The organism is Atribacter laminatus, from assembly GCF_015775515.1.
Classification (GTDB): Bacteria; Atribacterota; Atribacteria; order Atribacterales; family Atribacteraceae; genus Atribacter; species Atribacter laminatus.
Genome location: NZ_CP065383.1, coordinates 578,951 through 593,251, shown reverse-complemented (window position 1 = coordinate 593,251; position 14,301 = coordinate 578,951). Strand labels below are relative to the sequence as shown.

At 40.3% G+C, this 14,301-nt stretch carries 9 protein-coding genes; all 9 read left to right on the top strand.

The window, feature by feature from the left end; all coding sequences use genetic code 11:
- The first annotated feature begins 46 nt into the window (after window positions 1-46).
- The 9 genes from RT761_RS02885 to RT761_RS02840 all read left to right on the top strand — a co-directional run bounded on the left by RT761_RS02885 (window position 47) and on the right by RT761_RS02840 (window position 14,298).
- Window positions 47-1,096 carry a zinc-dependent dehydrogenase gene (locus RT761_RS02885; protein ID WP_218112582.1) on the top strand — a complete coding sequence of 350 codons (1,050 nt, stop codon included), beginning with the start codon at window positions 47-49 and terminating at the stop codon, window positions 1,094-1,096.
- Between the two features lie 102 nt (window positions 1,097-1,198).
- Entirely contained in the window at window positions 1,199-3,208 is a 2,010-nt protein-coding gene (gene pdhA / locus RT761_RS14160; protein WP_281388026.1) for a pyruvate dehydrogenase (acetyl-transferring) E1 component subunit alpha, read from the top strand.
- A 379-nt stretch (window positions 3,209-3,587) separates the two neighbouring features.
- Window positions 3,588-4,757, top strand: coding sequence for an MFS transporter (locus RT761_RS02870; RefSeq protein ID WP_218112581.1), 1,170 nt, complete (start codon window positions 3,588-3,590; stop codon window positions 4,755-4,757).
- 695 nt (window positions 4,758-5,452) lie between these two features.
- A complete protein-coding gene (locus tag RT761_RS02865; RefSeq protein WP_218112580.1) occupies window positions 5,453-6,985 on the top strand; it encodes an FGGY-family carbohydrate kinase in 1,533 nt (510 codons plus the stop codon).
- A gap of 1,224 nt (window positions 6,986-8,209) precedes the next feature.
- Window positions 8,210-9,181 carry a sugar phosphate isomerase/epimerase family protein gene (locus tag RT761_RS02860; protein WP_218112579.1) on the top strand — a complete coding sequence of 324 codons (972 nt, stop codon included), beginning with the start codon at window positions 8,210-8,212 and terminating at the stop codon, window positions 9,179-9,181.
- Between the two features lie 40 nt (window positions 9,182-9,221).
- Window positions 9,222-10,733 carry an FGGY-family carbohydrate kinase gene (locus tag RT761_RS02855; protein WP_218112578.1) on the top strand — a complete coding sequence of 504 codons (1,512 nt, stop codon included), beginning with the start codon at window positions 9,222-9,224 and terminating at the stop codon, window positions 10,731-10,733.
- A gap of 545 nt (window positions 10,734-11,278) precedes the next feature.
- Window positions 11,279-12,319 (top strand): zinc-dependent dehydrogenase, encoded by a 1,041-nt coding sequence (locus RT761_RS02850; RefSeq protein ID WP_218112577.1) that lies wholly within the window; start codon window positions 11,279-11,281, stop codon window positions 12,317-12,319.
- A gap of 211 nt (window positions 12,320-12,530) precedes the next feature.
- Entirely contained in the window at window positions 12,531-13,319 is a 789-nt protein-coding gene (locus RT761_RS02845; RefSeq protein ID WP_218112576.1) for an SDR family NAD(P)-dependent oxidoreductase, read from the top strand.
- A gap of 16 nt (window positions 13,320-13,335) precedes the next feature.
- The gene (locus RT761_RS02840) at window positions 13,336-14,298 is read left to right on the top strand and encodes an NAD(+)/NADH kinase (RefSeq protein WP_218112575.1); all 963 of its coding nucleotides are present in this window, start codon (window positions 13,336-13,338) and stop codon (window positions 14,296-14,298) included.
- The last annotated feature ends 3 nt before the right edge of the window (window positions 14,299-14,301 follow it).

Below are 14,301 nucleotides of genomic sequence, written 5' to 3'. Positions count from 1 at the left end.
TAAATTGTAAACTTCCCCTTGGGAAGAATTGAGAGGAGTGGAGTAAATGAAAGCAGCAGTTTATTATGGACCGGGTGATTTGAGAATTGAGGAAAGTCCCCTTCCGGAAATTGGACCGGGAGATATACTTCTTAAGGTCGGTGCGTGTGCAATTTGTGGAACCGACATGCGGATTTTTCGCCATGGTCATAAAGGTGTAAAAATACCTCAAATTGTTGGTCATGAGATTGCCGGCACAATTGCTGAAGTTGGAAAAGATGTGAAGGGGTATGCGGTTGGGGATAAAGTTGCTGTTGATCCAATCGTATCCTGCGGTGAATGTTTTTATTGTCGACGGGGATTAACCAATCTGTGCCTTACATTTAAAGAAAATTATGAGGCTTTTGGATACTATTACCCCGGAGGTTTCGCTGAATATATGCGGATTCCAGAAAAAGCCATTCGACGGGGGAATCTCATTCTGATTAAAGACGACTTGGCTTTGGAAGAAGCTGCTATTGCAGAACCAATGGCTTGCGCTTTAAATGGTCAGATGTTATCCCAAGTTGGAGTTGGTGATCATGTCTTAATAATTGGAGCCGGACCCATAGGTTGTATGCATATTTCTTTAGCAAAAACCCTTGGAGCAACCAAAGTCATCATTTCTGAATTCCAGGAAGGTCGTTTGAACTTGGCTCGTCAATTCGGGGCCGATGTTTATGTGAATCCTATGCAGGAAGATTTAAAAGAAGTTCTCATGGAAGCGACCAATGGAATTGGTCCTTCGGTTATTATCATTTCCGCCCCCGCTCGAAAAGCACAAGAAATGGCATTGGATTTGGCTGCCAACCAAGCCCGGATCAACTTTTTCGGAGGGCTGCCAAAAGATGACCACATAGTGAGCCTCGACAGCAATATCATACATTATAAAGAACTCTTTATTCATGGGACCAGCGGAACGACGTCAGACCATATCAATATGTGTATTGAATTGATGGCGGGGAAAAGAGTTAATGCTTCTCAAATTATAAGCAAAGTCATATCTTTAGAAGAACTTCCTGCCATGTTGGTTGAAGCAGAAAAGGGAAATTATTTGAAAATAATCGTCAAACCGTAAAAAAGAAATGATAGATTGATAGATTGATTTTTTATGCTGGAATTATAAGCGGTTAAACAATTATGACTCGTTGTGATTCGCTCATTTATGGAGGTGTTTAATTTGGAATCGAAAGACAAACTACTTCGAATGTATAAGGATATGCTCCGCATCCGCCGTTTTGAAGAAACCGTAAGTGATCTTTTTTCTCAGGATAAAATCCGAGGGACAACTCATCTTTATATAGGCGAGGAAGCCGTTGCGGTTGGTGCTTGTAATGCCATTCATCCCGATGACTATATTACTTCAACCCACCGTGGACACGGACATTGTATCGCGAAAGGTGCAACTTTGCGAGAAATGATGGCCGAGTTATTTGGAAAAATTACCGGCTATTGCAAGGGCAAAGGAGGATCACTGCACATTGCCGATCTAAACGCTGGGAATCTTGGAGCCAATGGAATTGTGGGTGGTGGAATCCCAATCGCAACTGGTTCGGGGTTGACTGGTAAATATAAAAAAACTGAGAAAGTCACAGTTTGTTTTTTCGGTGATGGAGCATCTAATACCGGAGCTTTTCATGAAGCGGTGAATATGGCAGCAACCTGGAAATTACCGGTCGTTTATGTATGCGAGAATAATCTTTATGCTATGTCAACGCCGGTACGAGAAGCTTTTCCCATTTTAGACATAGCTGAACGAGGTCAAGCTTATGGAATGCCAGGCTTAGTAGTAGATGGAATGGATGTTTTGGCAGTCATGGAAGCTGTTGAACAAGCGGCAGAGAAATCTCGTCGAGGAGAAGGTCCAACGCTTATTGAATGTAAGACCTATCGATATTTGGGTCATTCCAAAAACGATCCGAGAGCTTACCGAACCAAAGATGAAGAAAAACAGTGGAAAGAACGCGATGCAATCAAACGATTTCGAAAATGGCTGCTTGAAAACACTGTTGCAAAAGAGGAAGAGATAAATGCAATAGATGAAGAGGTAGAAAACGAAATAACTGAAGCAGTTGAATTTGCCGAATCAAGCCCCTACCCCCCGCTGGAAGAAATAACCAAAGATGTCTATGTCGAAGAAGATTTCGCTGAAAAAGAGCAAAAAAAAGGAGCAAAAGTCGTTCACTCTTTTAGCGAATATAGCAACAATCAAAATCTGAGAGACATTACCTATCGTGATGCTTTAAACGAAGCCTTGAAAGAAGAACTCAATCATGACCCCAATGTAGTATTGATTGGAGAAGATATTGGTTTATACGGTGGAGCTTATGGAGTAACTCGGGGTTTATGGCAGGATTTTGGTGATGAACGAATAAGAAATACTCCTATTTCTGAGGCAGCCATTGTCGGATGTTGTGTCGGTGCAGCGATAACTGGTCTTCGTCCAGTTGGTGAACTGATGTATGTGGATTTTGCAGGATTAGCTATGGACCAAATATATAATCAGGGAGCAAAGATTCGATATATGTTTGGAGGGAAAGCTCGAGTTCCGATGGTTATTCGAACTGAAGGTGGCTGCGGTCGCTCTTCTGGAGCACATCATGCTCAAAGCTTGGAATCTTGGTTTATGCATGTACCTGGTTTAAAGGTGGTAATGCCAGCTACTCCTTTTGATGCAAAAGGTCTTCTTAAGTCAGCTATTCGGGAAGATAATCCGATAATTTTTATCGAGCATAAAATGTTGTATAACACCAAAGGCTTGGTACCTGACGATGAATATCTTATTCCCATTGGGGTTGCTGATGTAAAAAAATCGGGTACCGATGTAACTGTTATTGCTTATTCACGAATGTTGCTGGTTGCAATGGAAGCCGCCGAAATACTGGAAAAAGAAGGTATTCATATTGAAGTTATTGATCCCCGAACCTTGTTGCCTTTAGATATTAATACCATTGTTAACTCAGTAAAGAAAACCGGAAGAGTAGTGATTGTTTCTGAAGCCTGCAAAACCGGTGGACCCGGAGGAGAAATTGGGATGCAAATTATAGAAAATGCCTTTGATTATCTTGATGCTCCCTTAGTAAGATTAAGCGCTGCCGATGCACCGGTTCCCTGCAGTCGTTATTTAGAAGACAATTCCATTCCCCAAGCCCAAGATGTGGTTAAAGCAGTGAAAAAGTTATTAGAATAATTGAAATAAATTGCTAAAGTGATTTTGAAGCTTAATAAAAGTTATGTTTTATGGAGAAATCCCCAACGGGCGCAATTTTATTGCGCCCCTTAAATTTTTTATATAAATTTAAGCAGAATTTAATTTGTTAGACCTTGAAATCAGTGAACAGAATGGTCGTTCATACGATACAGCAGCATTACTAGTTGAGGATAAGAGTGACTTTCATTAGTTAGAATTTAATTTCCCTGATTTTCCAAGTAGAAATAAAAAAGTATAGAAACTCCATAAAACCTTTAATTCTTATGAATAAACTTTAATTTAAAGGGAGATCTTTTTAATATTAATATATAAGTTAGCCAAAACTCGTCACTTTTAAAAATTAACTAAGGGACATGAAATGGATCGAAAAATTGAAATCAAGTTTTATTTTATGGTTGGTATCGTATTTTATTTCTTAGCAATATCAATGATCATTACTGGTGCTGCTCTCCCTAAATGGATGGATATATTCCAGGTAACCGCCGGTCGAGCTGGAAGGCTCTTTTTCCTTTATTATTTAACCTATGTGATTACCACTTTTTCCAGTGGTTTTCTTTGTGATCATTTTGGGAAAAAACCAATAATAGTTCTGAGTCAATTATTTCTTGGGATCGGTTTTTTTTGTATAAGCACGGCTCATTCTTTTCTATTCATTGAGTTGGGGATGTTAATCATGGGATTGGGTGGAGGGTTTTGCGAAGCACCCATGACTGGTCTCATCTCTCAGGTTTTTAATGGTCGAGAGGGATTTGCCTTAAACATGAGTCAAATATTTTTTGGAATCGGAGCTGCCAGTGGTCCTTTTTTAACTGGTTATCTTTTAGGAATAGGTTTTAACTGGAGGTTTTTATACCTCTTGCCCGCGGTTGTTTCAATGTTTTTATTTTTCTTCATTTACTTTGAAAAAAAATTATTTCAGAAAGAGAGAAAAGGGATTACCAGTGGAAATATTCTGATTTTATATCAACGCTGGAAAACTTTTTTGGCGGTAAGTTGTTTGGCGATGTTGCTCTATGTGGGGTCTGAGATTGCTAGCTCCTCCTGGATGAGCACCTATATTGTAAAAGGGCTAAAAGGAAATCTGTATTTAGGTGGATTAGCCATGGCTGGGTATTGGGGAATGATAACCATCGGAAGAATTGTTTTTGCTTATCTCTCTCAAAAGAATCACTATGGAACGCTTTTACGGATTTCATCTATTATTAGCTTGGTTTTTTTATTCTTACTTCTTATGACTAATAGCATTCCCTTGGTTATATTATCCTTTATGGGGATTGGTTTTGGTTTTTCTGGTATCTGGCCTTTAGTCGTAGCTGTTGTTGCTAGAAATATTGAGGAAATGCAGGCCACTGCCATTGGAGTTGTAGTAGCTTTAGGAGGAACTGGTGCGTTGTTCTTCCCCTGGATACTGGGAATTCTTTCTGATTATATGGGACTTCGTTTTATCTTCATTATGGTTGTTGTATTAGTAGTGGCGATGTTTTTAGTTTTTCAATCGCGGTTTTTTAAAGAGGGTATGGAGACCTGATAAAATAGAGATGAATAAAATGAATTTTAGATTTCTATTCCTTTTTATTTTGACGAATGAGAACAGATTTCTATGCCGTTTTTTAAGTGCCAAACCAGGGGTAAATACCTCTCTAAATCCGTCATTGCGAGGAGCGCAGCGGCGTGGCAATCTCATCAACCCGCCCCGTCATTGCGAGGAGCGCAGCGACGTGGCAATCTCATCCTTTAAAGTATTCATTGTGAAGAAAAAACTAAAAAAGATGAGATCCTGGTGAGTTGCTCTAAAAGAATTCCCTTAAAAAATGGTCCGTTATTTTCAGGATAGACCCTCATGCTGCTTTCGCAGCGCCAGATGATGATGAAAATAGGTATCAAGGAATCGTTTCCCCCTTTAGCAAAGGGGGTTAGGGGGATTTGAATTTATTCTTGCTCCGTCATTGCGAGGAGCGTCCTATGCGACGTGGCAATCTCATCAACCCGCCCCGTCATTGCGAGGAGCGCAGCGACGTGGCAATCTCATCCTTTAAAGTATTCATTGTGAAGAAAAAACTAAAAAAGATGAGATCCTGGTGAGTTGCTCTAAAAGAATTCCCTTAAAAAATGGTCCGTTATTTTCATGATAGAAGACGGGAAATTTAGTTTTTACCCTTGGTTCAATGCTTTTGCCATAAAAAAAATAAAAATACTTCGAATTGATGGAGGGAGAGGGTATCATTGGTTTTGGCTGGTTTGGATGTAGGAACGAGTGGTTGTAAAGTTGTCCTTTTTCGTGAAGAAGGAACTATGCTTGTTCAATCATACCGTGAGTATCCTTTTATAACACCGCAACCGGGTTGGTTGGAGATTAATCCCGAACATATTTGGGAAAGCGTTCTTGATGCACTTATCGAAGCTGCGAAAAAGTCAAAAGAACCAATAGAAGTCGTAGCCGTTACCTCTCATGGGGAAACGCTTATTCCAATTGATAGCTCTGGTAAGGCACTTTATAATGCTCTGGCAAATTTCGATACTCGAGCTCATACTTATATTGATTACTGGTTAGAAAGAGAAGACCCTTATAATATATTTCAAATAACCGGTATGCCTCTACATGGTATGTATACGGTTAATAAAATATTATGGCTCAAAGACCATTGCCCAGACGTGTTTGAAAAAACCTGGAAGTTTTGTTGTGTTGAGGATTATATTATTTATCGATTGACGGAAGATCAACCAGTAATTGACTATTCTTTGGCAGCTCGAACTATGCTTTTTGATGTAGTCAAAAAAGAATGGTCGGAAAAAATTTGTAAATTGGCAGGTGTTGACCCACAGAATCTCTCTCGGGCTATTCCCTCTGGAAGCATAGCTGGAACCATTAGTTCAAAAATATCCGGCATAAGCGGCCTTCCAAAAAATCTTTTAATTGCCACTGGAGGTCATGACCAGCCTTGTGGAGTTTTGGGATGTGGAGTGAAAAACCCAGGTGAAGCGATGTATGGAATAGGAACCTCCGAATGTGTTGCACTCAATCTTGGGGAAAGTGCCTTTTTTAGCAGAGAAATGTTGGAAAACAGTTTTTGCTGTTATCCTCATGTTGTGAAAGATTCCTACATTACCCTGGCGTATATAGCGTCAGGTGCGGTTGTGCTTCGTTGGTTTCGAGATGAGTTTGGTTTCGAGGAACTTGAAAAAGCAGCCCAAATTGGTGGGAGCGCATATGATCTATTATTAAAGGAAATACCGGATAAGCCTGCCTCAGTATTTGTTCTTCCGCATTTTTCCGGAACGGGAACACCTTACCTAGATGAAAAATCACGAGGGGCAATAATTGGCCTTACTTTGGCAACCAGCAAGGAAGAAGTAGTCAAAGCGATTTTGGAAAGCCTTACGTATGAGATGAAAATAAATTTAGATTTATACGAAAGATTCGGTTTACCGATCAACTGCTTGCGAGCGATTGGTGGTGGTTCTCGTTCGAGAGCATGGTTGCAGATTAAAGCTGACATTCTTCAGAAAGCTTTGGTCATTCCAAAAACCGGTGAAGCAGTTGCTCTTGGAACTGCTATGTTGGCGGGAGTTGCCAAAGGAGTATTTAAAAGTTTTGAAGAGGCAATTGATGCCATGGTTTCCTTTGAGGATTCCATCCAGCCAAACAATAGCTATATTCAAAACTATAATAATCGTTATCAGATATATCAGTTAATATATAAAGATTTGTTAAAAGTTAACAGAATGATCAGCGATCTGACCCGAGAAGAACAGTGATTTTCTTCAACCCCTTTTTTAATAAAAAAAGGAGATTAATATTACCAGGTTTTTTAAAATAGTTATTAGATCTTCATGCCACTTTAGTGGCACCCGTTGAGAATGAAAAGAGCTGCCCTCTCACGGAGGGGCTATGGAAAAAGCTCCCCCTTTAGCAAAGGGGGATGAAAGTGGGATTTGAATTTTTACCGCTCCGTCATTCAGGCTGTGTCATAATTATTCTGTAAAATTTTTACCACCACTTATGTTAATATTTTACAGGAATATTGGGAATAGATAACCAAAAAAATGAAGATAAATAGAATGTATCCTCTAATTTCAAGCTCTTCTTGGTGTGTGAAAGGGATTGTTACACAGCCTGAATGCGAGGAGCGCAGCGACGTGGCAATCTCATCAACCCGCTCCGTCATTGCGAGGAGCGCAGCGACGTGGCAATCTCATCAACCCGCTCCGTCATTGCGAGGAGCGCAGCGACGTGGCAATCTCATCAACCCGCTCCGTCATTGCGAGGAGCGCAGCGACGTGGCAATCTCATTTAGTAAAAATTGTTTAAAGAAAAAGATAAAAGGATGAGATCCTCACGGCTTCGAGTAGCAAAGTCTCAGGATGACGGACTAAAGAATTCATTTGTTGTTATTTTCAGGATAGACCTTAATGCTACTTTACAGCACCAGGTGAGGATGAAGATATATGCTCTAGAGCCAATTTCCCCATTTAGCAAAGGGGGTAGAGGGGATTTTAAAAAAAACTGGAAAAAATCGAATCCCGAATCATTTCCTTTTATCCAAAGGGAGAGAATTAAAAAAGATTGGACTCATGAGATTGCCACGTCACTTCGTTCCTCGCAATGACGAGTCAGAGTTCCTTCTCCCTTGATGGGAGAAGGTGAGGATGAGGGTGAAAGCCCTGGATGGGATTCTGGTTAGTTACTAAATATGAGTTACCTATAAAAAATCATTCCTGGATTTTTAGGATTGACCCTCATGCTGCTCTTAGCAGCACCAGATGAGGATGAAAATGAGTTACCCCCTCACCCTGACCCTCTCCCACGAAGGGGCGAGGGAAAAAAGAACATAAGAATTCAGAGTTCCTTCTCCCTTGATGGGAGAAGGTGAGGATGAGGGTGAAAGCCCTGGATGAGATTCTGGTTAGTTACTTAATATGAGTTACCTATTAAAATCGTTCCGGTATTTTCAGGATAGAAACAAAAGGAGGATGAAGTCAATGAAAAGCAAAGGATTTTCTACCGGCATATGGGTTTTTGGGGCGACCCCCGATCGGTTTTGTGTGACTGGATACAAATCAGGTGGGAATATCGAAGAGTCGTTAGATCGAATCGCTGCGGTTCCTAATCTCACTGGCGTAATGATGCATTATCCTCAACCACTTAATGAAAATAACGTCGATTTTGTTAAAAAAGCACTCCAAGATCGGGGCTTAAAATTAGCCTGTTGTGATGTTGATTTGTTTAGTGATCCAATTTTTGCCCGGGGAAGTTTGATGTCAGAAAATTCTGAATTAAGGAAAAAGGCAATCGATTATTCCAAAAAAGCAATGGATATTGCTGAGTATCTGGAAGCAGGTGTAATGAATCTCTGGCCAGGTCAGGATGGCTTTGATTATCCCTTTCAGATTAATTATGTTGCACAATGGAATTTAATGGTTGAAGCATTGATTGAAATTGCCCAACATAATCCTCGAGTACGTCTTAGCCTCGAGTACAAGCTTCGTGAACCCCGCACCCACTCAACAATTTATTCTTCGGGAACAGCCCTCTATCTTTCTCACGCCACCGGATGTTCCAATGTAGGGGTAACGGTTGATTTAGGTCATTCTTTCAACTGCAAAGAATCACCGGCTAACGTGGTTGCTCTTTTGGATAAATTTGAAAAATTGTTTGTTCTTCATCTTAACGATAATTATCGGGATTGGGATGATGACATGGCGGTTGGATCAGTTCATTTCTGGGAAACCCTCGAGTTCATTTATTACCTGAATTTATCCAGTTATGAAGGATGGTTGGGTTTAGACATTTTTCCTTATCGGGAGGATTCTGCTGAAGCCTGCCGGTTTAGTATTGAAAATATTCAATATATGTTAGAGGTAGTTAAAAAGATTGATCTCAAGGCACTTCACCAAATTCAAAAAGAAGCAAATTCCCTTGAAGCAATGCGTTACATAGGAAGCTTATTATAAATAAGAATTGGTGATTGAATTTTCTATATAGGAGAGGTGAGTGGATTTGAGTTATTTGGGTATCGATGTTGGAACAACTGGCTGCAAAGTGATCGCTTTTGATGAAGAGGGTCATACAGTAGCCCAAGCTTATAGAGAATACCCCTTATATCAACCGAATCAGGGATGGATCGAATTGGATGCTGACGAAGTTTTTCGTTCCGTTGAAGATTGTTTACAGGAGGTATCTCATTCCTATCAAGGTGATTACCCAGTTAGCTTGGCTATATCTGCACAAGGCGAAGCGGTCATTCCAATTGATGAAAAAGGTGGTTGTCTGGCAAGAAGCATAGTAACCTTTGACGAGCGAGGAGATGAGTTCGTTCCATTCTGGAAGGAAAAGCTGGGAGAAGAGAAATTTTTTAAAACTACCGGAATGCCTCTCTCGGGGATTGGGACGATCAATAAAATTCTTTGGTGGAAAAAGTATACTCCCGATATATTTTCAAAGGCTCGCTATTTTCTTTGCTTCGAAGATTTTATTGTATTCCGATTGGGATTAAAACCAGCTATAAATTATTCTTTAGCGGGTCGAACAATGATGTTTGAGGTAAAAAAAGCTCGATGGTCGCCAGAAATTTTAGATATAGCAGGGATTAACGAGAATCAATTAGCCCAACCTTTTCCATCAGGGCAAGCAATAGGTCTTGTTTCCGAAACCTTCAGAAAAAAGATGGGATGGCCACATCCAGTCTTAGTGGCTTGTGGTGCCCATGACCAACCATCAGGAGCCTTGGGAGCGGGTGTTATTCGACCTTATTTAGCAATGGATGCCACCGGAACCGTGGAGTGCATAGCACCGGCTATCTCTCAATTAGTTTTAACACCTTTGATGAGAGAAAACAATCTTTGTTGCTATCATCATTCGGTTTCCGATCTTTTTATCACTTTAGTTTATAATTTTACTGGCGGGCAGCTTCTCCGCTGGTATCGAGATAATTTTGCTGGCTTGGAAAAAGAACAGTCACGACTCCTTCAAAAAAATGTTTATGACCTCATTCTTGATGGTTTGCCAGAAGATCCAACTCATCTTTATGTCCTCCCTCATTTTACCACCACCGGTACCCCATATTTTGATACGAATTCTTGTGGGATGATTGTTGGGTTAAAATTCCAAACTACCAACAAAGAAGTGGTGAAAGCTCTTTTAGAAGGGATTAGTTTGGAAATGAAATTTAATCTTGAGTTACTTAAGAATGCTGGTGTTGAGGTGAGAGCTTTACGTGCTATTGGTGGTGGAGCCCGAAATGAACATTGGTTACAGATAAAAGCCGATGTCTATAACCTGCCAGTTGAAACACTCAATGTTTCCGAAGCTGCTTGCTTGGGGGCGGCTTTATTAGGAAGGAAAGCCAGGGAAAATATTGAGGATTTTTCTTCATTAGTTAACTCGATTGTCCAGGTAAAACATGTATATGAACCAAATCCAATTAACGCCAATCGATACCTTGAAAAATATGAAGTTTATAAACACTTATATCCAGCTCTAAAACAATGTATTTTTAAAGATTAAAGAAAAAACCATTTGTTTTGATAAAGTAGATGAAAAAGTTGGAAAATGTGGTTTTTCTTTTTGGAGACTGTTGCCAAATTCACAAGGATAATCCGATTTATGGATGGCTTAATCTTATTGCCGAATCCGGTTTACAATAATAGGGTAGACAGCCCTATCACGTGGTGGTACCAGATGATGATGAAAATACTTACCCAGGAATCGTTTCCCCCTTTAGCAAAGGGGGTTAGGGGGATTTGAGTTTTTTCCTGTTCCGTCATTGCGAGGAGCGTCCTATGCGACGTGGCAATCTCATTTAGCCATTCTTTGATTCTAAGGAGAGTGGTGTTTTTACCGGACATTATCAGCATCTCATTTATTCCAATTCCACAAATAATAAAAGATGACTCATGAGATTGCCACGACCTCAAAAAAACCAGGTCTCGCAATGACGACTAGAAAGTTCCTTCTCCCTGGATGGGAGAAGGTGAGGATGAAGGGGAAAATTGGTGTTGATTAGGTGTCACTCATCACTGCTTTTAGAAATAGAAAGGAGAGAAAATAAAATGAAAGCTGCGCATTTTCTCGGACCTGGTCAGATGGAAGTTCGTGAAGTCCCAAAGCCAAAAATTGGTGACGGCGAAGTGTTATTAAAGGTAGCTGCCTGTGCTATCTGTGGAACCGATGTCCGTATTTTCCAATTTGGGCACCCAAAAGTGAAGCCACCTCATATTACTGGTCATGAAATATCGGCAGAAATAGTTGAGGTAGGAAAGGGTGTAGAGGGCTATAAGGTTGGAGATAAAGTTTCGGTGATAACAGTTATTTCCTGCGGCCGCTGTCATTATTGCCGACGTGGCCTCCAAAATCTATGTCCCGAGCAGGAATATATCGGGTACCATTTTCCAGGGGGGTTTGCCGAGTACTTAAAAATTCCAAAAGCTGGCGTTGATAAAGGCAATTTACTCGTTTTGCCGCCAGATATGGATTTGCTTGAAGCTAGCTTGGTAGAACCGCTTTCCTGTGCTGTAAATGGACAATCCTATTTAAATATAGGATTTGGAGAAACTGTTTTAGTAATCGGATCTGGTCCTATCGGATGTATGCATGTTGAATTAGCCAAAAACCAAGGGGCCGGTAAGATCATCATTGCAGATATATCCGGGGAACGTTTGGATTTAGCCAAGCGAGTACAAGCCGATTACTACATAAACTCAGCAGAAAAGAACTTAAAAGATGAAGTATTGACTAAGACCGATGGTTTGGGAGCTGATGTTATCATCGTAGCAGCATCATCTGGAGCAGCTCAAGAGCAGGCTTTGGAGATGATCGCTCCACAAGGACGCATTAGCTTATTTGGTGGTTTACCCAAGGACAAACCAACCATCCAATTCAACAGCAACACTGTCCATTATAAAGAGGTAGGAGTGTTTGGAGTGTTTGCTTCTCATGCTTCTCAGTATGAAGAAGCAGCCAAACTGATTTATTCCAAGCGGATTAATGCCAAAGGTTTGATTACCCATGTAGTTCCTCTTGAAAAAGTCGTTGAGGGAATCCAGCTGGTCAAAGAAGGAAAAGCCTTGAAAGCGGTTGTGAGTTTTTTATAGAATAGCAATGAGTGTATGATACCCTTTCTTACTAGTTAACTTTCGCTACAGGAGAGAAAGAGCTTCATTTATTTTTATTTAGAAGTCAAATGGGCGAGAAAAGTGGTAGAAGCAGGTAAGAATGAGAACAGGAAAAAAGATTTTTGAAACGGAACCTTTGGAAAAAGAAGGTTCCCTATATTCAAATTAATAATAGGTGGTGAAAATATTTATGGAAACCCAACCCTTGAAAGGAAAAATTGCATTTATCACTGGTTCTGCTTCGGGAATAGGGCAGGGAATTGCTCTCCGCTTTGCAAAAGAAGGAGCACATATCGCCTGTTGCGATTTAAATTTAGAAGGTGCAGAGAAAACAGCTCAAGAAATCAAATCTCTTGGACAGCAAGCATTAGCGATTCAATTAGATGTTGTGAAGAGTAAAAATGTAGAAAGCGCTGTTCGTCAGGTTCATGACCATTTTGGAAAAATCGATATCCTGGTGAATTCAGCTGGGATTATTAAAGCCAACTTTATAACCGACGTTCCCGAATCAATCTGGGATGCGATTATCGATGTTGACCTCAAGGGAACCTTTCTCTGTATCAAGGAAGTTGCTAAATATATGGTTGAACAAAAAAGTGGAAAAATTATCAATATTAGTTCTAAATCAGGGAAGAAAGGCGGCTTGTGGCTGGCTGCTTATAGTTCAGCGAAATTTGGTGTTGTAGGACTTACCCAAAGCGTTGCAACCGACCTCGCCCCTTTCCATATCAATGTCAATGCCATTTGTCCTGGTAATGTGTTTTCAACCCCAATGTGGGATTTATTGGATAAAGAATATTCAGTAAAATTAGGAGTTCCTCCTGAGCAGGTCCGAAAAATTTATGTTGAAAAAGTACCCTTAGGAAGAGGTTGTACCGTTGAAGATATAACAAATCTTGCGGTATTTCTTGCATCCACACAGTCCGACTATATGACCGGTCAAGCAATAAACTTAACCGGTGGACAGGAGGTCCACTGAACTGAAGACAATAGGTTTGGTTGTTAATCCGGTAGCCGGGAAAGATATACGAAGATTAGTTGCCCATGGATCAGTATTTGGGAATCGGGAAAAGATAAATTATACTATTCGAATTCTTTTGGGATTTGACCAAATAACCACTGGACCAATAAAGTTAATTTATATGCCCGATCCTTATGAACTGGTTGAAACAGTCATTGATGAAGTCGGGAAATCTTTAAAAAACATTGAGTTTGAGAAAGCACCAATACCCGTTTTTGGAGATGAAGCTGATACAATTCATTTTACCCAATTTATTGCCAAAAAACCCAAGTTTGCGGCTTTAGTTGTTTTGGGTGGAGATGGAACGAATCGGCTAGTAGCCCGATATAGCCGAAAAATCCCTCTTTTTTCAATATCTGCCGGGACAAATAATGTTTTTGCTGATAATATTGAACCGACAATATTGGGGATGGCACTTGGATATTTTATGAACGGATGGGTGGAAGAGAAACAGGTTTTAGAGCAGAAAAAAATATTACGAATTTTTCAAAATAATACTGAAAAAGGTGTAGCTTTGGTGGATGTGGTTTTACTAGATAAAAAGGAAATTGGTGCTCGAGCGGTATGGGATTCATCGTTAGTGAAATTAGTTGTGGTTACTCAAACCGATTCCATGAAAACTGGCTTAAGCACCATTGTTGATCGTGTAATAAAAATTTCATCCCAGGATTCTTATGGAGGGTATGTTTTCCCCGATCGCAGCGGTCGAATGGTTGGAGTGCCGATTGCTCCTGGTTTAGTGCAAAAAATTGGTGTTGGTGAGTGGGGATACCTTCAGGAAAATCAATCATTCCCAATTAATCATACTGATGGGATTATTGCTCTCGATGGTGAAAGAGAACTGCCGGTTCGTACAGGGGAAAATTGGACGGTACTATTGGATAGAAATGGTCCGGTAAAAGCGAGCATCAAGCAAATAATGGAACAAGTACGATAAGTC